The sequence below is a fragment of the Neorhizobium tomejilense genome (assembly GCF_964254135.1).
In the GTDB taxonomy this organism is placed as follows: Bacteria; Pseudomonadota; Alphaproteobacteria; order Rhizobiales; family Rhizobiaceae; genus Neorhizobium; species Neorhizobium tomejilense.
The window spans coordinates 392875-412939 of sequence record NZ_CAXUSO020000002.1 but is presented as its reverse complement, the minus strand read 5'-3'; the positions used below and the strand labels follow the sequence as shown (position 1 = coordinate 412939).

The 20065-nt window shown below is 62.8% G+C and carries 18 protein-coding genes; 12 read left to right on the top strand and 6 right to left on the bottom strand.

Going from position 1 to position 20065, the window contains the following annotated elements; genetic code table 11:
- Positions 1–73 precede the first annotated feature (73 nt).
- The 10 genes from ACSQ3G_RS24730 (at position 74) to ACSQ3G_RS24685 (ending at position 9910) form a co-directional block, all read left to right on the top strand.
- Entirely contained in the window at positions 74–1162 is a 1089-nt protein-coding gene (locus ACSQ3G_RS24730) for an ABC transporter substrate-binding protein (RefSeq protein WP_105403954.1), read from the top strand.
- A 199-nt stretch (positions 1163–1361) separates the two neighbouring features.
- Positions 1362–2399, top strand: coding sequence for an ABC transporter ATP-binding protein (locus ACSQ3G_RS24725; protein ID WP_436112081.1), 1038 nt, complete (start codon positions 1362–1364; stop codon positions 2397–2399).
- Complete coding sequence (locus ACSQ3G_RS24720; RefSeq protein ID WP_436112080.1) at positions 2396–3250, top strand: ABC transporter permease; 855 nt, start codon at positions 2396–2398, stop codon at positions 3248–3250. Before ACSQ3G_RS24725 ends, ACSQ3G_RS24720 begins: the two co-directional genes overlap by 4 nt.
- On the top strand, positions 3247–4041 hold the full coding sequence (locus ACSQ3G_RS24715) for an ABC transporter permease (RefSeq protein ID WP_046604813.1): 795 nt from the start codon (positions 3247–3249) through the stop codon (positions 4039–4041). The genes ACSQ3G_RS24720 and ACSQ3G_RS24715 overlap by 4 nt, the downstream gene beginning before the upstream one ends.
- Positions 4042–4053: 12 nt before the next feature.
- The gene (locus ACSQ3G_RS24710) at positions 4054–4824 is read left to right on the top strand and encodes a carbon-nitrogen hydrolase family protein (protein WP_436112079.1); all 771 of its coding nucleotides are present in this window, start codon (positions 4054–4056) and stop codon (positions 4822–4824) included.
- 87 nt (positions 4825–4911) lie between these two features.
- Complete coding sequence (locus ACSQ3G_RS24705; RefSeq protein ID WP_436112078.1) at positions 4912–5991, top strand: iron-containing alcohol dehydrogenase; 1080 nt, start codon at positions 4912–4914, stop codon at positions 5989–5991.
- 59 nt (positions 5992–6050) lie between these two features.
- Entirely contained in the window at positions 6051–6953 is a 903-nt protein-coding gene (locus tag ACSQ3G_RS24700; protein ID WP_436112077.1) for an IclR family transcriptional regulator, read from the top strand.
- 515 nt (positions 6954–7468) lie between these two features.
- Positions 7469–8518 (top strand): gentisate 1,2-dioxygenase, encoded by a 1050-nt coding sequence (gene gtdA / locus ACSQ3G_RS24695; protein WP_436112076.1) that lies wholly within the window; start codon positions 7469–7471, stop codon positions 8516–8518.
- Positions 8519–8543: 25 nt separating this feature from the next.
- Entirely contained in the window at positions 8544–9413 is an 870-nt protein-coding gene (locus ACSQ3G_RS24690) for a fumarylacetoacetate hydrolase family protein (RefSeq protein WP_436112075.1), read from the top strand.
- Complete coding sequence (locus tag ACSQ3G_RS24685) at positions 9410–9910, top strand: MarR family winged helix-turn-helix transcriptional regulator (protein WP_436112074.1); 501 nt, start codon at positions 9410–9412, stop codon at positions 9908–9910. Before ACSQ3G_RS24690 ends, ACSQ3G_RS24685 begins: the two co-directional genes overlap by 4 nt.
- Before the next feature lie 214 nt (positions 9911–10124).
- Here ACSQ3G_RS24685 and ACSQ3G_RS24680 read toward each other — a convergent pair whose 3' ends face one another.
- Positions 10125–11054, bottom strand: coding sequence for an IS110 family RNA-guided transposase (locus ACSQ3G_RS24680; protein WP_436112073.1), 930 nt, complete (start codon positions 11052–11054; stop codon positions 10125–10127).
- Between the two features lie 302 nt (positions 11055–11356).
- Here ACSQ3G_RS24680 and ACSQ3G_RS24675 point away from each other — a divergent pair, with 302 nt between their 5' ends.
- Positions 11357–12415 (top strand): alcohol dehydrogenase, encoded by a 1059-nt coding sequence (locus ACSQ3G_RS24675; RefSeq protein WP_436112072.1) that lies wholly within the window; start codon positions 11357–11359, stop codon positions 12413–12415.
- Entirely contained in the window at positions 12412–13374 is a 963-nt protein-coding gene (locus tag ACSQ3G_RS24670) for a thioesterase family protein (protein ID WP_436112071.1), read from the top strand. Before ACSQ3G_RS24675 ends, ACSQ3G_RS24670 begins: the two co-directional genes overlap by 4 nt.
- Before the next feature lie 83 nt (positions 13375–13457).
- On the opposite strand, the gene ACSQ3G_RS24665 is transcribed toward ACSQ3G_RS24670, so the two are convergent.
- The 5 genes from ACSQ3G_RS24665 to ACSQ3G_RS24645 form a co-directional block, all read right to left on the bottom strand.
- A complete protein-coding gene (locus tag ACSQ3G_RS24665; RefSeq protein ID WP_436112070.1) occupies positions 13458–14519 on the bottom strand; it encodes a class I SAM-dependent methyltransferase in 1062 nt (353 codons plus the stop codon).
- 217 nt (positions 14520–14736) lie between these two features.
- A complete protein-coding gene (locus ACSQ3G_RS24660; protein ID WP_436112069.1) occupies positions 14737–15459 on the bottom strand; it encodes an enoyl-CoA hydratase/isomerase family protein in 723 nt (240 codons plus the stop codon).
- 10 nt (positions 15460–15469) lie between these two features.
- Entirely contained in the window at positions 15470–17821 is a 2352-nt protein-coding gene (locus ACSQ3G_RS24655; protein WP_436112068.1) for a xanthine dehydrogenase family protein molybdopterin-binding subunit, read from the bottom strand.
- 262 nt (positions 17822–18083) lie between these two features.
- The gene (locus ACSQ3G_RS24650; RefSeq protein WP_436112067.1) at positions 18084–18863 is read right to left on the bottom strand and encodes an alpha/beta fold hydrolase; all 780 of its coding nucleotides are present in this window, start codon (positions 18861–18863) and stop codon (positions 18084–18086) included.
- 14 nt (positions 18864–18877) lie between these two features.
- The gene (locus ACSQ3G_RS24645) at positions 18878–20002 is read right to left on the bottom strand and encodes an LLM class flavin-dependent oxidoreductase (protein WP_436112066.1); all 1125 of its coding nucleotides are present in this window, start codon (positions 20000–20002) and stop codon (positions 18878–18880) included.
- Positions 20003–20065: the final 63 nt, after the last annotated feature.

The window sequence follows — 20065 nt, the reverse complement described above, 5'->3', positions numbered from 1 at the left end:
TAAACTTGCATTCAACAAGGGAACTCGCCGGCCGGCGAAGCACCGGCAGGCCTAAAAAACAAAGGAGAACATCATGCGTGACATTCTGAATGCCAAACTGGGCCGCCGTAGCGTGCTCGGTGCCGGCCTCGCCGGCGCCTCCATGCTGGCCATGCCCTCGGTGCTGCGCGCCCAGGACAAGTCGCTGAAGGTCGGCGTCTATGGCGGCTTCTTCAAGGATTCGTTCGACAAGAACATCTTTCCGGACTTCACCAAGGCGACCGGCATCGCTATCGAATCCGTCGCCGAGCCGACCGGCGAAGCCTGGCTGGTTCAGCTCGAACAGGCCGCCAAGGCGGGTGCCGCTCCGGCCGACGTCTCGATGATGTCGCAGGTCGCCATGCTGAAGGGCCAGACGACCAAGCTCTGGGCGCCGCTCGACGCAGCCAAGCTGCCGAATTCCAAGAACCTCATCGACAACTTCGTCAACAAATATCCGGACGGCAAGATTGCCGGTATCGGCGCCGTTTCCTGGTACATCACGCTGGTGACCAATACGCAGGCCTACAAGGAAGCCCCGACCTCCTGGGCAGCCCTGTGGGACAAGGCGAATGCCGACAAGCTCGGCCTCTTGGCACTCGTCTCCAACTCCTTCCTGCTCGAAGTGACGGCAAAGACCTTCATGGGCGGCACCAAGGCGCTCGATACCGAGGAGGGCATCCTCAAGGCGCTCGAAAAGCTCGCGGAAGTGAAGCCGAACGTCCGCCTCTGGTATCGCGACGAAGCGCAGTTCGAACAGGCGCTGAAATCGGGCGAAATTCCGATGGGTCAGTATTACCACGACGTCACGGGCCTTGCCGCCTCGCAAGGGAGCCCGGTCCGCTCGACCTTCCCGAAGGAAGGCGGCATCCAGGACAGCGGCTGCTGGGCGCTGTCGCGTGCCTCGAAGAAGACCGAGGAAGCGCATACGTTCATCAACTACATGTGCCAGCCGGCCATCCAGGCGACTCTCTCGCGCAAAGTCGGCACCTCGCCGACTGTCAAGCGCGACCTGCTCGACCTGACCGCCGCCGAATTCGCCTCGGTCTCCTCCGATATCGAGCCGATCATCCCGCGTTACGATCTCTACCAGACCAAGTCCGACTTCCTGAACCAGAAGTGGACGGAGATGATCGCAGGGTGATTTGAATCCGTATAAGGTCGAAGCCGGAAGCCCCCTCACCCGGCCTCCGCTTCGCTCGGCCACCCTCTCCCCAAGGGGCGAGGAAGGAAGAGCGACGGCGCGGCATGTCTCTTCTCCCCTTGGGGAGAAGGTGCCGGCAGGCGGATGAGGGGGTCCTTACTCTTCGTCAATTGGGAGAGTCTTAAACCACGGAGACCGAATGTCCGGATTGAACCTCAACCATGTGACGAAGCAGTTCGGCAACTTCACGGCCGTCAGCGACGTGAGCCTTTCGGTGCCGGACGGCACGTTTGTCTGCCTGCTCGGGCCGTCCGGCTGCGGCAAGACCACGCTGATGCGAATGATCGCCGGCCTCGATCTGCCGACCAATGGCTCGATCGAGCTGGGCGATGCCGATATCACCGCAGTGCCCACCCACAAGCGCGATCTCGGCATGGTCTTCCAGTCGCTGGCGCTTTTCCCGCACCTGACGGTCGGCGAGAACATCGCCTATTCGCTGCGCATCCGCGGTACCCCCAAGGACGTGCAGAAGAAACGCGTCGACGAACTGCTGGCGATGATCCATCTGCCCGGCTTTGCGGACCGTTCGGTGGCAAAACTCTCCGGCGGCCAAAGGCAGCGCGTGGCGATCGCCAGGGCGCTCGCCATCTCGCCAAAGCTTTTCCTGCTCGACGAACCGCTGTCGGCGCTCGATGCGAAGCTGCGCGAGGCAATGCAGGTGGAGCTGCGCCAGCTGCAGCAGCGGCTGGGCATCACCACCATCGTTGTCACCCATGACCAGCGCGAGGCGATGACCATGGCCGATACGGTCGTCGTCATGAACGGCGGCGAGATCCGCCAGGCGGCCGCGCCGGTCGATATCTACCGCCGCCCGGCCGACAGTTTCGTCGCCGACTTCATCGGCCAGACCAACCTCCTGCCCGTCGCGGCCGACAGCGCCGGCCGCGCCAGCGTGCTCGGCGAGGTGATCGAAGGCATCGCGCTGCCCACTGGTGCGGCAAAAGGCATGCTGTCGGTGCGGCCGGAAGACGTGCAGCTCACCGCACCCGGCCACGGCGCGATTGCCGGTACCGTCACCTTCATCCGCGATCTCGGCGGCGCCATCGAAACCTTCGTGGAGGCGGGCGGCACCCAGGTGATCGCGGTGTCTTCGCCGCGCAACCGGCCGGACGTCTCGGTCGGCCAGAGCGTCGGCATCAGGCTCGATCCGGCCACCAGCGTGGTGCTCGCCCGATGAGACGCGAACCGCCGCAGCGTCTTGCCGATTACGGACCGCTCTTTTTCCCCGCGGGCATGCTGACCGTGTTCTTCGTGGTGCCGTTCGCCACGATGATCGCCGTGTCCTTTTTCCAGCGCGAACAGGGCGGCTTTTATACGCCGGCCTTCGTGTTCGACAACTACGCCCGTTTCCTCAGCCTGTTCTTCGGCAAGGTCCTCGGCTTTTCGCTGTTCCTGGCGATCGCCGTCGCGGCAGCCTGCGTGGTGATCGGCATTCCCTTCACCTATCTCCTCTCCCGCTCGCCTCGACGAATCCAGATCGTCTGGCTGGTGGCGCTGCTCTCCATCCTGTCGCTCTCGGAAGTGATGATCGGCTTTGCCTGGTCGACGCTGTTTTCGCGCACCGCCGGCATCACCAACCTGCTCGTCTGGCTGGGGTTGATGGCCCAGGCCCAGGCACTGACCCCGAGTTTCGGAGCGGTCATGACCGCCATGACCTATCAGGCCTTCCCCTATACCGTCCTGGTCCTCTATCCGGCGCTGGTGCGCCTCGACCCGACATTGACGGAAGCGGCCCGCACGCTCGGCGCCTCGCCGGTCAAGGCCTTCTTCACCGTCGTGGTGCCGGCGCTGCGCAACACCATTCTGGCGACGCTGATCATGGTCTTCATCTTCGCGCTCGGCTCCTATCTGCTGCCGCAGCTTCTCGGGAGGCCGCAGCACTGGACACTGTCGGTGCTGATCACCGATCAGGCGATCTACCAGTCGAACATGCCGTTTGCCGCCGCCATGGCCGTTTTCCTCGTGCTCGTGTCGCTGGGGCTGGTCGGTCTCGCGCTTTATGCCGGACAGCAGAGGCAAGCGAAATGACAGCTCTCCGCCGCCTGTTCTTCTTCGTCGTCGGCCTGTTCCTGGCCCTGCCGCTGATCGTCGTCGCCGGCGTCTCGATCAATGCCCGCCAGACGCTCGCCTTTCCGCCGCAGGGCTTTTCGCTCTCCTGGTATGGCCAGATCTTCACCAATCCCGAATGGCGCAATGCGTTGGTCGCCTCGCTGACCCTGGCTGCCTCGTCCGCGCTTCTGGCCCTGCTGATCGCTCTGCCGCTCGCCTGGTTCCTGTGGCGGCGGATTGCCCCCTGGGCCAACATCTTCCAGCTTCTCGGCGTTGCGCCCTTCACCCTGCCGCCGGTCATTACCGCGCTGGGCCTGCTCACCTTCTGGGCGACCACCGGTTTCTATGGCCAGGCCTGGACGGCGGTGATCAGCCACGGCATCTTTTTCGTCACTCTGCCGCTGGTGACCCTGTCGCTCGGCTTTTCGGCGATCGACCGTTCGCTGGTGGAAGCGGCCGCCACCATGGGCGCCGACGACCGCAAGATTTTCCGTACCGTCGTGCTGCCACTGATCCTGCCCTATCTCGTCTCCGGCTACGCCTTCGCCTTCGTTCTGTCGCTCAACGAATATATCGTCGCCTACATGACCGTCGGCTTCACCATGGAAACCCTGCCGATCAAGATCTTCAACGCGCTGCGTTACGGCTACACGCCGACCATGGCTGCAGTGACGGTGCTGTTCCTGGTCATTGCCGCGGTCGTCTTCGGTCTGGTGGCCCGCTTCGGCGACCTGCCGAAACTGCTCGGCGCCATGTCGGACGAGCGCTAAAGGAACAAGCCCATGAAGATCGCCGGTTTCCAGATGCAGCCCGTCGTCGGAGACATCGAGGCAAACCTCGCCAAGATCGAGACCGCTGCAGAAGAGGCCGCCGCCCAGGGCGTCGCACTGCTGATCACTCCGGAACTGGCCCTGACCGGTTATGGCGCGGCGGAGAAATTTCCCGATCTCGCCACGCCCGCGCACGGCGAGGTGACCGGCCGGTTGTCGCAGATCGCCTCAAAACATGGCGTGGCGATCGTCGCGGGTTTTGCCGAAAAGACCTTCGAAAACACCTTCAACAGCGCCTTCTTCACCGACGGCACGGGGCAGACGGCGGTCTATCGCAAATGCAATCTCTACGGTCCCTATGAGCGCAAATGGTTCGCCCAGGAGGACCGCCGCCAGGTTCTGGTAACGCTCGGCGGCATCAGGCTCGGTTTCCTGATCTGCTACGATGTCGAGTTTCCCGAAAACGTCCGGCAGCTCGCGAAAGGCGGCGCCGATCTCGTCGTGGTGCCGACGGCGCTGCCGACCGGCTGGTCCGGTCAGTTCATCGCCGAGCACATGATCCAGGTCCGCGCCTTCGAGAACCAGGTCTTTGTCGCCTATGTCAACCATTGCGGCTCCGACGATCTGTTCGCCTATGCCGGCCTTTCGCGGATTGCTGCACCGGATGGCAAGCTGATCACCGAGGCACCCGCCAAGGGCGAGGCCCTAATCATCGCCGAGGTCGATCCGGCGGCCTACGCGCAGTCGCGGGCGGAAAACACCTATCTCACCGATCTCGTTTGAGTCCCGGGCCTCGGGAGTAATGCGAAGCTCCCATTTCCTTTGATAATGTTGTATAGCATTCGGCGTTACAGCATTCCGGGGGGAGGCATGACACGTATATTCCGGGCGCCGGCTTTTTATATCCAGGGTCCGGGGTCCCTAAACCTGCTTGGCGAAAAGGCGGCGACGCTCGGCCGTTCGGTCGTGGCGATCTGCGACGCCGTGGTGCTTCCCCATATCGAGGCGGATCTGACCGAGACGCTCACCCGCCAGGATATAACGCCCACCATCATCCCCTTCGATGCGGACGTCACCCATCGGGAAATGGACCGTCTGGCCGAACTGGTGCGGACAAAGGGCGGCGAAGTGGTGGTCGGCATCGGTGGCGGGCGCACGCTCGATATCGCGAAGGGTGTCTCGCGCCGCACCGGCCTGCCCTTCGTCAGCGTGCCGACGGTCGCTTCCACCGATGCGCCCTCGACCCGCGGCATCGTCATTTATGACGAGCATCACAGGATGATCGCCGTCGAGCAGATGGACCAGAACCCGGCCTTCGTGATCGTCGACACCGCGATCATCGCCAAGGCTCCTGCCCGGTTGCTGCGCGGCGGCATCGGCGATGCGCTGACGGCAAAATTCGAGACGGAAGGCGCCTGGAAGGGCACCGGCCTTTCTAAGCAGGGCACGCGGCCGCTGAAGACGGGCGTCATGCTGGGCGATGTCTGTTACCTGATGCTGCTCGAGCACGGTCCGGGTGCCATGCGGGTGGCCGGCACAGGCGAGGTGACGCCGGATCTCGAAGCCGTCATCGAGGCGATCCTCTGGCTCAGCGCCGTCGCCTTCGAAAATACCGGTCTTTCCATTGCTCATGCGGTGGCAACCGAACTCGGGGCAATCGAGCCTGTGCAAAAACACTCGCTGCATGGCGAACATGCCGCCTATGGCACGCTGGTGCAGGCAATGGCCGAGGGCCGCCCCGAGGACGAACTGACGACGCTGTTCGGCTTCTACGACGAGATTGGCATGCCGCGCCGGCTTTCGGCGCTTGGCCTGCCGGAGGTCGGGGATGCGGCGATCGAAAATCTTGCCGCGGCCTGCGCGAAAAGCCCGTTCCTGGTCAACCAGGAGCGGATGCTCGATGCCGAGGATCTGGTCGCAGCCTTCCGCGCTGTGGAAAACTACGCTTAAAGCGGGCTCGACCTGCTGCAGATATAAATATAATCAACTGGGAACACAGGGGATTTAGGATGCCGTCAGATAAGACCAAGGCGCCGGAGGAATGGACCCAGCGCCGCATTCAATCGATCGAGGTCGGGTTCCAGGTCATCCGCGCCATGGAGGCGGCGAACGGACCGCTGCCGCTGCGCGATATCGCCGCCGCCGCCGGCATGCCGCCCAGCAAGGCGCATCTCTATCTCGTCAGCTTCGTCAAGGAAGGCGTCGCCTTCCAGGATCCGGTGACCGGGCATTACGGGCTCGGCCGCTTCGCAATCCAGCTCGGCCTGTCGGCCATCCGCCAGCTCGACGTGGTGGAATTCGCCCGTGAGGAACTGGCGGCGCTGCAGCGCACCGCCGGTTTCGCCACCTATCTTTCGCTCTGGGGAGATCGCGGCCCCGGCATCGTTTCGAAGGTCGACGGCGAGCGGCAGGGATCACTTGCCGTGCGCCTCGGCTACGTGCTGCCGCTCCTGACCTCGGCAACCGGCCAGGTCTTCCTCACCTATCTCAACGAAAGCGAGACCATGGCGGTGCGGCAGGACGAGATCGCTGCAGCCAAGCGGGGTGCGTCGGATGACACCGCCTCGCTCTCGCCGCGCGTCACCACGATCAAGGAAATCCAGAAGATCATCGAGACCGTGCGCCACCAAGGTTATGCAATGACGATCAACAGCATCAATTCGAGCTTCGCCGCGGTCGCCGCGCCGGTCTTCGACTACAGCGGCCGGATCGTCGCGACCATGACCGTGCTCGGCTCCGACAAACAGCTCGCCGGCCCCCGCAAGAAACCGACGATCGACGCCCTGATGGCAGCCGCCCACCGGCTTTCCGAACGTCTCGGCGCGCCCGGTCGCGGGGCAAAGGGCGAGGACAACGTCAAACCGCCCGCGCCGCCGAAGCCGCCAAGGGCGAAGAACACGGCGGCGCGGTGAGCGTTTTGAGCGCTGTGGTGAGCCCCTCGCTCAGTGCCTAGTATTCGATTGAAATCGGATAACGAAACCAGAAAGCCCCGACTTTGTTGGAAATTGCTACAATGCCGACTTCGTGCCAGGCTTGGCGTTTTGCTGCGGCCTTTGCATTAAGGGCTTCGGCGTTTCTTTTTTTCGCAAACACTGAGATACGCAAGGTCCTAATATACTGACCTTATTGGGCTGACAAATGCTACCATTTCTGTGGGAACTATAGCAGCTTGCACAATCTGGTCCACACTGCGCATATGCTGGTACGCTGAAGCTTAGAGCGAGCCCCAATACTGCAATTAATCTTCTCACCCATTCCTCCTTTGGACGCCGAGTGACAACTATGTTTCACCTGAATAAAAATGTCGACTCTGGAATTTTAGGGGCCAACCATTTCCGCCTCTCACGCGCCTCATCCCAATTGACCTCCTCAAATTAATTAGTATACCTTACGATCTTCGGCTGGAGGAGCCAAGGAGGAGGATTTCATGCACGAGATCGATGCCGCCACCGTTGCCAAACGGGAAGAATTTTACGCGCGGCTCAAGCCGCACAACATGGCGCCCCTTTGGGAAGTGATGAAGGGCATGCTGCCGCCCGAGCCGGCTTCCAAGGCGCAGGCGCATCGCTGGCGTTACGATGACATCCGCCCGCTGATCCTCGAATCCGGCAGCCTGCTCACCGCCGAAGAAGCGGAGCGCCGGGTGCTGATCCTCGAAAACCCCGCCTTCCCGGCCCAGTCGCGCGCCACCTCGACGCTTTATGCCGGCATCCAGATCATCATGCCGGGCGAAGTGGCGCCGGCTCACCGCCACACGCCTTCGGCGCTGCGCTTCATGCTGGAAGGTTCAGGCGCCTATACGACCGTCGGCGGCGAGCGCACCCGCATGGCGTTTGGCGATTTCGTCATCACGCCCGTCTGGGCCTGGCACGACCACGGCAATGACGGTTCGGACCCGGCCGCCTGGCTCGACGGTCTCGACGTGCCGATGATCGCTTTTTTCGAGGCGGTGTTCCGCGAGGATTCCGACGACACCGAACAGGAACTGCTTCGGCCCGAAGGCGACTCGCTCGCCCGTTTCGGCTCCGGTATGATGCCGATCGGCGGCACCAGCCCCTATGGCCAGACGACCCCTATCTTCAACTATCCCTATGAGCGCAGCCGCGAAGCCCTCTACCGCGCCTCGCGTGGCGAAGAAATCGACGCGCATATCGGCACGACGCTGCGCTATGCCAACCCGATCGACGGCGGCTGGACGATGCCGACCATGTCCGCATGGCTCAGCCATGTCCCGAAGGGCATGGAAACGGCGAAAATCCGCTCCACGGACCACATCGTCATGTGCATCGCCGAAGGCACCGGCTCGATCACGATTGGCGCCAAAACCTTCGATTTCGGCCCGAAGGACGTGATCGTCGTGCCCGGCTGGTCGTGGCGCTCGTTCAAGGCGAACGAAGACGTCGTCGTATTCTGCTTCTCCGACCGCGTGGCGCAGGAGAAGCTTGGCTATTTCCGCGAAGACCGCACCCGCGTCTGAGCAAACGAGATCAGGGAGAGAAATCATGCGTTTTTGTCGCTACGACGATAATCGTCTCGGCGTGGTCGTCGGCGATCAGGTAAAGGACGTCACGAGCGTCCTCGATCGCCTGCCGAACTACCGTTACCCCTTCCCCCACGGCGACCAGTTCATGGCCCATTTCGCCGAGCTGCGGCCCGTCATGGAAGAGATGGCGAAGACCGCGCCGTCGAAACCGCTATCCGAAGTCGCGCTTCTCAGCCCGATCGCCAATCCCGGCAAGATCGTCGGCGCGCCGGTCAACTACCGGCTCCATCTCGACGAAGTGCTGGACAGCGACCAGCTGCATCACGGCATGAAGATCAAGCCGATCGCCGAGGCCGGTGTGTTCCTGAAGGCGGTGAGCTCGCTGGTCGGCCCGTCGGAAGGCGTCGTGGTCGACTGGGCGGACCGGCGCACCGACCACGAGATCGAGCTCGCCGTCATCATCGGCAAAAAAGGTTTTCGCGTGTCGGAAGCCGATGCGCTGGATTACGTTGCCGGTTATGCGATCTGTTACGACATCACCATCCGCGGCCCCGAAGAGCGCAGCTACCGCAAGTCGCTCGACACGTTCAGCGTGCTCGGCCCTTATGTGGTCACCGCAGACGAGATACCGAACCCGAACAATCTCGATTTCGAACTGACGATCGGCGGCGAGAGCCGGCAGAAGTCGAACACCAGCATGCTGATCTTCAACGTCCAGAAGCTGATCGAATTCGCCAGCAAGGCCTACACGCTTTATCCGGGCGACATCATCATGACCGGCACGCCGGAAGGCGTCGCCCCGATCGCTCCCGGCGACGTGCTGCACGGCAGGTTCGAAGGCATCGGCGCGATGGACGTGAAAGTCTACGGCAACTGGAACAAGACATGAGTTTGGAACCGAATGCACCGGCAGAGAGAGACGGCCATGCCGTCCTTCTCGACGGTGTCGTCGGCATCCGCATCCGCCGCCTGCAGGCGCTGTTCGGCAGCCACTGGCAGAACTGGTTTCGCGCCCGCTCGCTCGCCGTCACGCCGGTCCAGGGCGGCGTGCTGCTCCTGATCCGCCGTTATCCCGGCGTCAGCCAGATCGCGCTCGCCAGGCGGTTGCGCATCGAACCGCCGACGCTGGTCCAGACGCTTAGTCCCCTCATCAAACACAAACTCGTCGAACGCGACCGCGCCGCCGATGACGGCCGCGTCTATGAACTGCGGCTCACCAAGGCCGGGCTGGACGCCGCCGCACTGGTGGAAACCTCGCTGCCGCAGCATGAGGCCGACCTGCTGCGGTTTTTGTCCGTCGAGGAGCGGCAAGCGTTTCTGGAACTGCTCGACAAGGCGATTGCCGGCGCTGAGGCGGCGATCGAGGGGCAGGAGAACGTGGAGTAGCGGGACTCGATACGGCGGCCCTAAGCCGCCCTCGTTCTCCTTTCCTTTATGGAGAGCCATCCCAACCTCTCCGCAGCTATCCAACCTCTCCGTCGTCATCCTCGAGCTCGACCCGAGGATACATCCACGCGAAGTCCTTCGCGTGAAATGAGCCCTTCGCCGCAGACGCGGCGCTGAATCCTCGGGTCGAGCCCGAGCAACTGTGTTGTTGGTGTCAAGCTTGGAAGGGTTTTCGGTCCCTCATTGCGGCGTTAAGTGCGACGAGCAAACGTCTTGCTATGGCGACCAGGACAAGTTTTGGAGGTTTGCCGGCATTGCGCATGGCTTGGAATATGCGCTTGAAAGGACCTGACCGACAGGCCGCAAGTGCGGCCATATAGAGCGCGTCGCGGACGCGTTTGCGCCCGCCCCATATGCAGCGTTTGCCGCGCATGGCACCTGAATCGCATGCGATCGGTGCGAGGCCGGCAAGAGCTGCGACGGAACGGCGATCACGACGACCCAGTTCCGGCATATAGGCTAGAAGCACGCTTGCCGTCTGCGGACCGACGCCCGGCGCCGAACGCAGGATCGCCTGATCTTCAGCCAGAGCCTCGACCTGCCTCACCAGGATGTCGATCCGGACATTGATGGCGGCGATCTGCCGGTCGAGCACTTCCATCATCTGTCGCAGGCTCTCGTCGATGTCCCGGCAATGGGGCTGGGCGAGACGGATGCGCTCGCTCTTGCGCATTGCCACAAGTTGGTCGCGCCGCTCGACAAGGGTTCGAAGAACCTGACGGGCTGCGTCAGGCTTGGCCTCGGGAGCCAGAGACATGGTCGCTCCATAAAGGGCAAGCATGCGTGCGTCGACCCGGTCGGTCTTGGCAAGAAAGCCTGCCGCTCTCGCAAACTGGCGTGCCTTGCGGGGATTGGCGCGATGGAAGGCCAATCCCGCCTGATGCAGCTGTCGGCAAAGTGCCCGGTCATAAGGCCCGGTCGCCTCCAGGACGCCGAAGGCCTGATACTCGGCGACAAAGCCGATGAGTGCCTGATGGCCTTGGCTGTCATTGTCAAACCGACGGACCATACCGGCGGGGTGAAGAAAACAATCCAGAAACGACTTGGAAATGTCGATCCCGACGACGCAAGATGGTAAGCTCATGAGACCCATCCTTATCCTGCGGGATCGCCGCGCCAACGGCCTCCCGGTCAACTGTTCGGGTGGAAGCATGTCTAAAGGCGGCGTACCGCGCTCGGGCACGGTCTCTCAGACCAAGGATGACGAAGGTACGCCGCCGGCCTGCTCAGATTCAACTCAAAGCAAAACCAACGCAACAGATAAGGATGACGGCGTGGTTGGGCAGCCGCCACCGATTTTGAACCAGCGCATAACCCAACGCCATTTCCCAATTGCCACATAACAGGCAGCCTGATACGTTCCTTACATCTGGGAGGAGCTAGATCATGCGGTCATGGCAGGTATTCGAAGCATCGGAAGTGCTCCGGGAGGTCGAGGAAGCGAACCCGCAGCCAGTGGGTTCGGAAGTCGTTGTTTCGGTATCTCATTGCGGGCTTTGCCATTCGGACCTGACCCTGTGGAAGGGCATTTTCGACATGGGTGACAGACAGGTGTCGATCGACAGCATCGGCATGAAATACCCGCTCACACTCGGTCACGAAATCCTTGGCACCGTCACCGCCATTGGCCCCGATGCAACGGATGTGAAGGTCGGCGATATAAGGCTCGTTTATCCGTGGCTCGGTTGCGGCGAGTGCGAAACCTGCCGTGCCGGCCAGGAGAACCTCTGCATGCAGGGCCGGCCGCTCGGCATGCGCCGGCCCGGCGGTTTCGGCAGCCATGTGGTGGTGCCTCACAGCCGTTACCTGATCGATACCGGAGACCTCGACCCCGCACTTGCCGCCACCTATGCCTGTTCCGGCCTCACCGCCTATTCCGCCATCCGCAAGGCGATGCCGGTGCGTCCCGACGAGGCGATCGTCGTGGTCGGCGCGGGCGGGCTCGGCCTCAGCGGCATCGTCATCCTGAAGGCGCTCGGGCACGAGAACATCGTCGTGGTTGATGTTTCCGAAGAGAAGCTGAAGATCGCAACCGAGGCCGGCGCCCACAAAACCGTGCTTTCCACCGGCGGCGACGTGACAAAAAAGATCGTCGACGCGGTCGGCCGGCCGGTGCGCACCATCATCGATTTCGTCAACAACAGCCAGACAGCCGCCTTTTGCTTCCCGGCGCTGGCGCGCGGCGGCCGCATCATCATGGTCGGCATGTTCGGCGGGCAGCTCACCATACCGACCATGCGCATGGCGCAAGGGGGCCTGAGCCTGATCGGCAGCATCACCGGCTCGCTGCAGGAATTGCGCGGCCTGGTGGAGCTCGCCAAAAGCGGAAAACTCGATGCCATTCCCTATGAGGCCGTCCCGAAATCATCGATCAACGACGCGATGAGCCGATTGTCCAAAGGTGCGGTCAAAGGGCGCATCGTTCTGGAGGAGGAGCCGGCGTGAGTGCACAGCAGGGCGACATGATCGAAACCGCAATGATCGAGGTCTGGCGCGGCAGCGTGCGCCAATGGGAGGTAGACGAAAACGCCCACTGGAACACCCAGTATTACGTCGCCCGCGCCAACGAGGGCCTCGCAGTGCTCTTTGGCTTCAATGGCCTGCCCGGCCTCTTCTCGCCAACGTCGGCCACGACGATCGCCTATAACGAGCATCACATCCGTTTCCATCGCGAAGCGCATGCGGGCACGTCGCTGCATATGACCGCCGGTTTCCTCGAGATCGGCGAGACGACGGCGTCTGCGGTGCTGATGCTTTACAATAGCCATTCCGGCCAGCTTGCCGCGAGCTTCAGGGTGCGGCTGACCCATGTGAATGCGGCCGACCTCAAGACGCCTCGCCCCTGGCCAACGGCCTTCCGCGAAAAGGCCTCCGCCTCGCTGGTCGAGGCGCCCAGGGAAGCGCTTGCCCGCGGCACCGGCAATGAGCCGGTAACGATCAGCGCCTCACGCGACCGGGCAATCACGCTCGGCCTGAAACGCACCGCGATGAGCCTGATCGAACCGGAGGCCTGCGACGCATTCCACCGCCTCGGCCCCCAGAAATTCATCGGCGCAGTCGGCGGCGGGGTGAAGCAGCTCACCGGCCCGATCCGCGAAATCGTCAGCAAGCATGCCGAAACGCCGCCCGGCAAGGTCGGCGGCGCGGTGCTGGAATTCCGCATCCTTTATGGCGAAACCCCGCGTCTCGGCGACTGTTTCGAGATCTGGGGCGGATTGCAGAAGACCGACCAGCGCGTCATGTCGCTGATCTTCTGGATGGTCGATCCCTTCAGCGGCCGGGTATTCGGCACGATGCAATCGGTCGCTGTCGTGTTCGATCTCGATGCACGGGCGATCGTGCAAATCTCGCCAGCGGCCACGGAAGCGCTGGCTCCGCTGGTGACCGAAGGGCTGGCGCTTTAGCCGGCAGCCCTGACGCCACCAGTCACTCCTGGCGTCAGGGCTTCAGCCCGGTTTGTGCGTGCGGAACCGTAAACCCAAAGCAGTCAGGCCCGCACCTCGAAGATCATGTTGAACGGAGTTTCGCTGGCCCGTCGGAAGTGCGAATAGCCGGCGTCGAGCGCCACCTTGCGAAGCTTCATCTCCCCAGCCTGCGCTCCAAGGCCAAGACCTACCTCCTGTGCCATGGAGGCTGGAGTGCAGATCATCGTCGAGGCGCCGTAATAAACGCGCCCGACCGGGTTGAGATTGTCCTTCAAACCGTCATGCGCGAAAGGTTCGACGATCATCCAGGTGCCGTCCTTCGCCATCGTCTCGCGGATATGACGGCCCGCTCCGACCGGATCGCCCATATCGTGCAGGCAGTCGAACATGGCGACGAGGTCGTAGTTGCCCCCTGGAAACTCCTTCGCCGAAGCCTGACTGAACGTCACCCGGTCGCCGACGCCAGCCTCCTGCGCTGCGCGCTTCGCCCGTTCAATGGAAGGGGCGTGGTAGTCGAACCCGTGAAAATGCGATTTCGGAAAGGCCTTGGCCATAAGGATCGTTGAAGCGCCATGGCCACAGCCGACGTCGGCGACCTCCGCCCCTCGTTCCAGCTTTTCCCTGACGCCCTGAAGTGCCGGGATCCATTCGTCGACCAGATGGCTGTTGTAGCCGGGCCGGAAGAAGCGCTCGGTGCCCCGGAAGAGGCAGGTGCTGTGCTCATGCCATCCGAGCCCGCGGCCGGTGCGAAAGGCTTCCTCCACCTTCGGCTCGTCCATCCACATCGACTGGACGATTTCGAAGGCGCCTCCGAAAAAGGCAGGGCTGTCCTCATTGGAAAAAACCATCGCCTGCTCGGGCGTCATAGCGAACTTGTTCGAGTTTTCATCAAACGTGATGTAGTCGGCCGCAGCCATGGCGGCGAGCCATTCACGCACATTGCGTTCTGTGAGCCCCGTCGTTTCCGCGATCTCCATCGAGGATCGCAGCCGTCCGTCCATCATCGCCCGGAACAGGCCGAGATGGTCGCCAAGCACGACAAGAACGCCGGACACGCCAGCGCCGAGATCGCCCACCAGCCGACCGACAAGTGCATCGAGTTTCTGCATATCAGGTTCCTGCATGGCACCCTCCATAGATACCGTCAGCCCCCAGCCCAATGGGTTTTACCCAAAGCGATCCTACGCCGGGGCTGCACCCGGTCAATGAAGCATTCGGACTAGGCGGCCGATCAGAAGGCTTAACTCCCCGAGGCATGACAGCATTATTCCGCATCCCTTCTCCCCAACGGGAGAAGGCGCCGGTATGTGGATGAGGGAGGATCCTGGCTACGGATCTATATCAGCGGAACTTCTCCGCAGTCGCCACGCAGTTGATCAGCGCCGCCAGCTCCTTGCGGGAGGCGAAGGAGGTTTCCGGGCTCATCGAGAGGAAGGCCTTGATGCCGCGAACGGTCGGCACCGAGTTCTTCTCGAGCTGGCCGACGACGCGTTCGACTTCGGCGTCGATGCCGGCGTCGGCGACCGTGATGCCGACGATGCCGAGCATCTTGGCTTCCGTTGCGGGGATCACATCGCGGGTGAAGACCATGCGGGCGAGCGTTGCGCGGGAAACCCGGTCGGCGAGCGCATTGAGCACAAGCGTCGGAGCGATGTCGTGGTTCATTTCCGGCACCTGGAAGGTGGCGCTTTCGGCGGCGATCGCCACGTCCGCGAGAGCGGCGATGGCGCAGCCGACGCCGGCTGCCCTGCCGCGGATGGCGGTGATGAACGGAACCGGGATTTCGCGCAGCACTTCATAAAAATCGAGGACCGGATCGGAGACCGCGGTGCGCAGGTCGAGCGCGGTAGCACGAGAACCGGCGGCAGGCATGGCGGCGCTGCGGCCGGTGCAGAAATCGCCGCCTTTGGCATTTATCAGCACGACGCGGGTTTCCGGCGACAGCGACTTCAATGCGGCGGTAATGGCCTGCGCCATCTCCGGCGTCAGCGCATTGCCCTTGTCGGGACGGTTGAGGGTGATCTCGAGGACGTTCCCCCGGGTATTGATCAGGACGTCGGACAATGCTTTCTCCTCAGGCTTCTTGTTTGGTTTTTGCCGCCCGGATCGCTTCCCAGATCCGGGAGGGCGTTGCCGGCATTTCGATATGGGCGACGCCGAGATCGGCGAGCGCATCGGTGATGGAATTGATCGTCACGCCGAGCGACGGTGTCGTACCACCCTCGCCGCCCGGACGGAAACCGAGCGGATGGCTTTTCGCCGGCACTTCGCTGATATGGGTGTCGAAGCTCGGGAAATCGGAAGCACGAGCCACCTGGTAGTCCATAAAGGTGGCCGACAGGTTCTGGCCGGTCTCCTGGTCGTAGTTCGACCACTCGAACAGTGCCTGGCCGGCACCCTGGACGATGCCGCCATGGGTCTGGCCGTCGACGATCATCGGGTTCAGCGCCTTGCCGACGTCATCGACGGTCGAATAACGCGGAATATGGAAGAACCCGGTTTCCGGATCGATCTCGATTTCGCAGACCGCCGCGCCATAGGGGTAGGCAAGCCCATGGGTGGTCTCGTCGGAAATCGCCGCAAGCGTGCCTCGCAGCTCATCCGGCAGGCCGAGATCGTTTTCCGCGGCCTGCGCCGCCTCGAACAGGCTAACGACGCCGTTCGATCCGCGGGCGCGAAAATGGCCGTCGGTGAAGTCGATCTCTTCCGGCGCGACGTTCAGCATGAAGGCGGCGATCCTGCGGCCGCGCTCGATGATCTCGGCAGTCGCCTTGTGCATGACGATGCTCGCGAAGCGAAGCGACCGGCCGGAATGCGAACCGCCGCCGGCCGAGACGAAATCCGTATCGCTGGCGCGGATCTGCACGACCTCGTGGGAAACGCCGAGGAAGGAGCCGACGAGCTGGGCGAATGCCGTCTCGTGCCCCTGCCCGGTGTTCTGGGTGCCGATCACGACGTCGACGATGCCGGCGGTTGGATCGATGGTGATTTCGGCCCGCTCGCGCGGCACGCCGCTGGTGCCTTCGATATAGTTGGAAAGGCCGATGCCGCGATACATGCCGCGTTTGCGGGCTTCTGCGCGGCGCGCCTCGAAACCCTTCCAGTCGGCCATCTCGAGCACCTTGTCCATGCAGCCGATATAGTCGCCATTGTCATAGATGACGCCCATCGGGTTGGAATAGGGGGAAGCCTCTTCCGGGATCATGTTGATGCGCCGCAGCTCCACCCGGTCGAAACCGAATTTGCGGGCGGCAAGGTCGATCATCCGCTCGATAATGTACATCGCTTCGGGGCGGCCGGCGCTGCGATAGGGGATGGTCGGTACGGTATTCGACATCGCCGCGCGGAATTCCACATGCGCGACCGGCACCCGATAAAGGCTGGTCATCAGCTGGATGCCCTTGTTGAGGGGCGTGTAGGACACCGTATGGGCGCCGATATTGCTGGTATTGACCGAGTGGAACGCGAGGAATTTGCCGTTTTCGTCGAGCGCCAGTCTGGCTTTCACATGCAGGTCGCGGCCCTGGAAGTCCGACAGGAAGGCCTCGATGCGTTCCGCCTGGTGTTTGACAGGCCGGCCGGTGAGCTTGGCGGCGTAGGGGAGCAGCACGAATTCCGGATAGGTGGCGTTGCGGGTGCCGAAATTGCCGCCGACATCGCGGGGCGCGACGACCCGCGCGAAGGCCATGTCGACGCCGAGAGACGCAGCGATCTGCTCGCGCATCATCACGACGCCATGGCCGCCGGAGGCGTGGATGGTGAACTTGCCTGTCTCCGGATCGTATTCGGCGGCGGAGGACCGCGGCTCCATGTGGACACCGGTGACGCGCTGCGCCCAGCTGGTGAATTCCAAGACATGAGCGGCCTTGGCGAAAGCCTCCTCAGTGCCGGCCTTGTCGCCGACTTCGCCATCCATGGCCTTGTTGCCCGGCACATGGTCCCATAGCTGCGGGGCACCCTCTTCCAGCGCGTCGACGCCGCGCACGACCGCGGGCAGCTCCTCCCAGTCGATCTCGATCGCCTCGGCGGCATCCTTGGCGAGATTGGTGCTCTCGGCGATTACCATGGCGACCGCCTCGCCGACGAAACGGGCACGGTCGGTCGGCAGCGCCTGGTGCTGGGTGCGGGCGCGCTCGGTGCCGTCATGGTTCTTGATGCGGATGTCGGAGCCGAATTGCGAACTGCCGATCGCATGCGGGATCGGCGCGATGCCAGCGGCGACAATATCCTCGCCGGTCAGGACGGCGAGCACACCCGGCATGTCGCGGGCGGCGGACGTGTCGATGCTGCGGATGATCGCATGCGCATGCGGCGAGCGCACGAAGGCGGCATAGGCCGTGTTCTCGAATTTGAGGTCGTCGGCATACTGGCCTTTGCCGGTGATCAACCGGTTGTCTTCCTTGCGCCTGACGTCTTCACCGATCATGCCATTCCTCCCATTCACATCGTCCCACATATCCCGGACGACGGCATTCCGCATGCGGCTCTTGGGCCTTCCTGAAGCGAAACGCAAATCAATTCATAATAGACATATTATATCCGTCAATGTTGAAATTATGATCTGCGGAAATGCTTTCCCTTTCGACGACGGCCGAGCGCCGATGGAAACGAGGGAAAGTGCAAAAGTCTCGCAAGAAAAAAGGCCCAGACCGAGGTCTGGGCCAGGCTTCCCTGGGAAGGGATTCACGTCAAGCGGCTTCCGGCCCCTGGTTGAGCACGTAGCCGGGGCCGCGCTTCAGGAAGTCGGTCCAGAGCCGCAACGTGCGCTCCGGCTGGTCGACCTCGATCGAATGGGCGGCGTCGAAGATGAAGGCGCGCTGCGAGGTCGGGATGTTGCGCTTCAGGTACGCGCCGGCCTCCGCCGGTACGACCTTGTCTTCGGTGCCGAGCAGGATCAGCGTCACCGCCTCGATCGAGGGCAGGCGGGCACTCAGTGCCTCGTCAACCTGAATGTTATTGGCAAGGCGCTCGTAGGTTCTGCCGTTGTTGGCCATGACTTCAGGCGATTTCGGCGTCGACTTGATCTTCTGCGGGTGGGCGTAGAGCGCCTTGAAACGCGCGTCCGGATCGGCAGGCAAACCGCCCTTGCCCTCGAAGCGAAACCCGGCCGGCACGCCGAGGATCAGATGGTCAACCATTTTCGGGTGCTCGGCAGCAAGCCACAAGGCCGACCAGCTGCCGAAGGACGAGCCGATCACGTCGAACCGCGGGCCGACCAGCTTTTCGGCGAATTCGGCGACCATGGCCACCCAGTCCCTCACCGTCCTCAGGCTTTCGTTGCCCTCGGTGCCGTCGAAGCCCGGGCAGATCGGCGCATAGACCGTGTGGTTCGCCGTGAGCGCCTTCAGCGGCTCGGTCAGCATGACACCGCCGGCGGCATGCAGGTAGACAACCGGCTGCCCCGTGCCGCCGACATGGTAGGAGAGCCTGCCGCCGGAAAGCTCGATCGTCTTCAATTCAAAGCTCATGGGTCAAACTCCTCTTACAGGCCAGCCACTTCGGGGGCGACGCAGTCGCGGAACAGTTCCATGCCACGGCGAACGACGCTGCCCGGCATGTTGCCGACCTTGATCGTCAGGTTCAGCAGGCCGCAATCGAGTTCCTGGCGAAGGCGCTTGATCTGCTTGATGACCGATTGAGGGCTGCCGCAGATGATCGAACCGGCTTCGATCTGTTCTTCCACTGTACGACCGCGCAGCGTGGCGAGGCGCTTCTGGAAGTTTTCGCCGGCATCGGCCTCGGTGTAGTAGCGGCTCTGTCCGAGCACGAGCTGCTGGGCGGAGCGCTGCGGCCGCATCAGCGTCTGGTGGAAATAGGTCTGGGCGGCGGCCATGTGGTGCCTCGCCTCCTCGTCCGTATCGGCGATGCAGATTTGCTGGCCGACCAGGATATCGTCCGGCGTGGGCTCCCAGCCGTAGGAGCGGGCGGTCTTCTTGAAATTTTCGACGGCCGCCTTGGCGATCGACAGGTCCTGGATCAGCGTGATGCCCATGATGGCTCGCATCTTGGCGACGAACTCGGCCGATTCCGCGTTGCTGGCGGACATCAGGATGCGCGGATGCGGCTTCTGGATCGGCTTCGGCCAGATCGAGATGGCCGGGAACTGATAATGCTCGCCTTCCCAGCCGAAGGGCTCGTCCTCGGTCCAGCACTTGATGATCAGCTCGGTGGCTTCGCGCAACCGGCTGCGTGATTCACTCGGCGGAATGTTGTAGGCAATGTATTCGTGCGGAATGCCGCGCAGGAAGCCGGCGACGAGGCGTCCGCCCGACATCACGTCGATCATCGCATATTCTTCGGCGACGCGGACCGGGTTCAGCAGCGGCAGCAGGTTGCCGACGATGGCGATCTTCGCCTTGGACGTCTGGCGGGCGAGCGCGCCGGCGATCAGGTTCGGGTTCGACATCAGGCCGTAAGGGCTGAAATGGTGCTCGTTGCAGCCCACCCAGTCGAAACCGTAATTCTCGGCATCGACCATCTCGTCGATATATTCGTTGTAGAGCGCCTGGATGCGGGTGCTGTCGATCCCGTGGGTGCTGACCGGCCATTCATGCGGCAGCTTGTCGTAATCGGGATAAGGCATCAGGTGGAAGAAATTGAACTTCATGGAAAGCTCCGCTGGGACCTTCGCCGGATGAAGGCAAAACGGATCCGACGACGAGGATTGAAA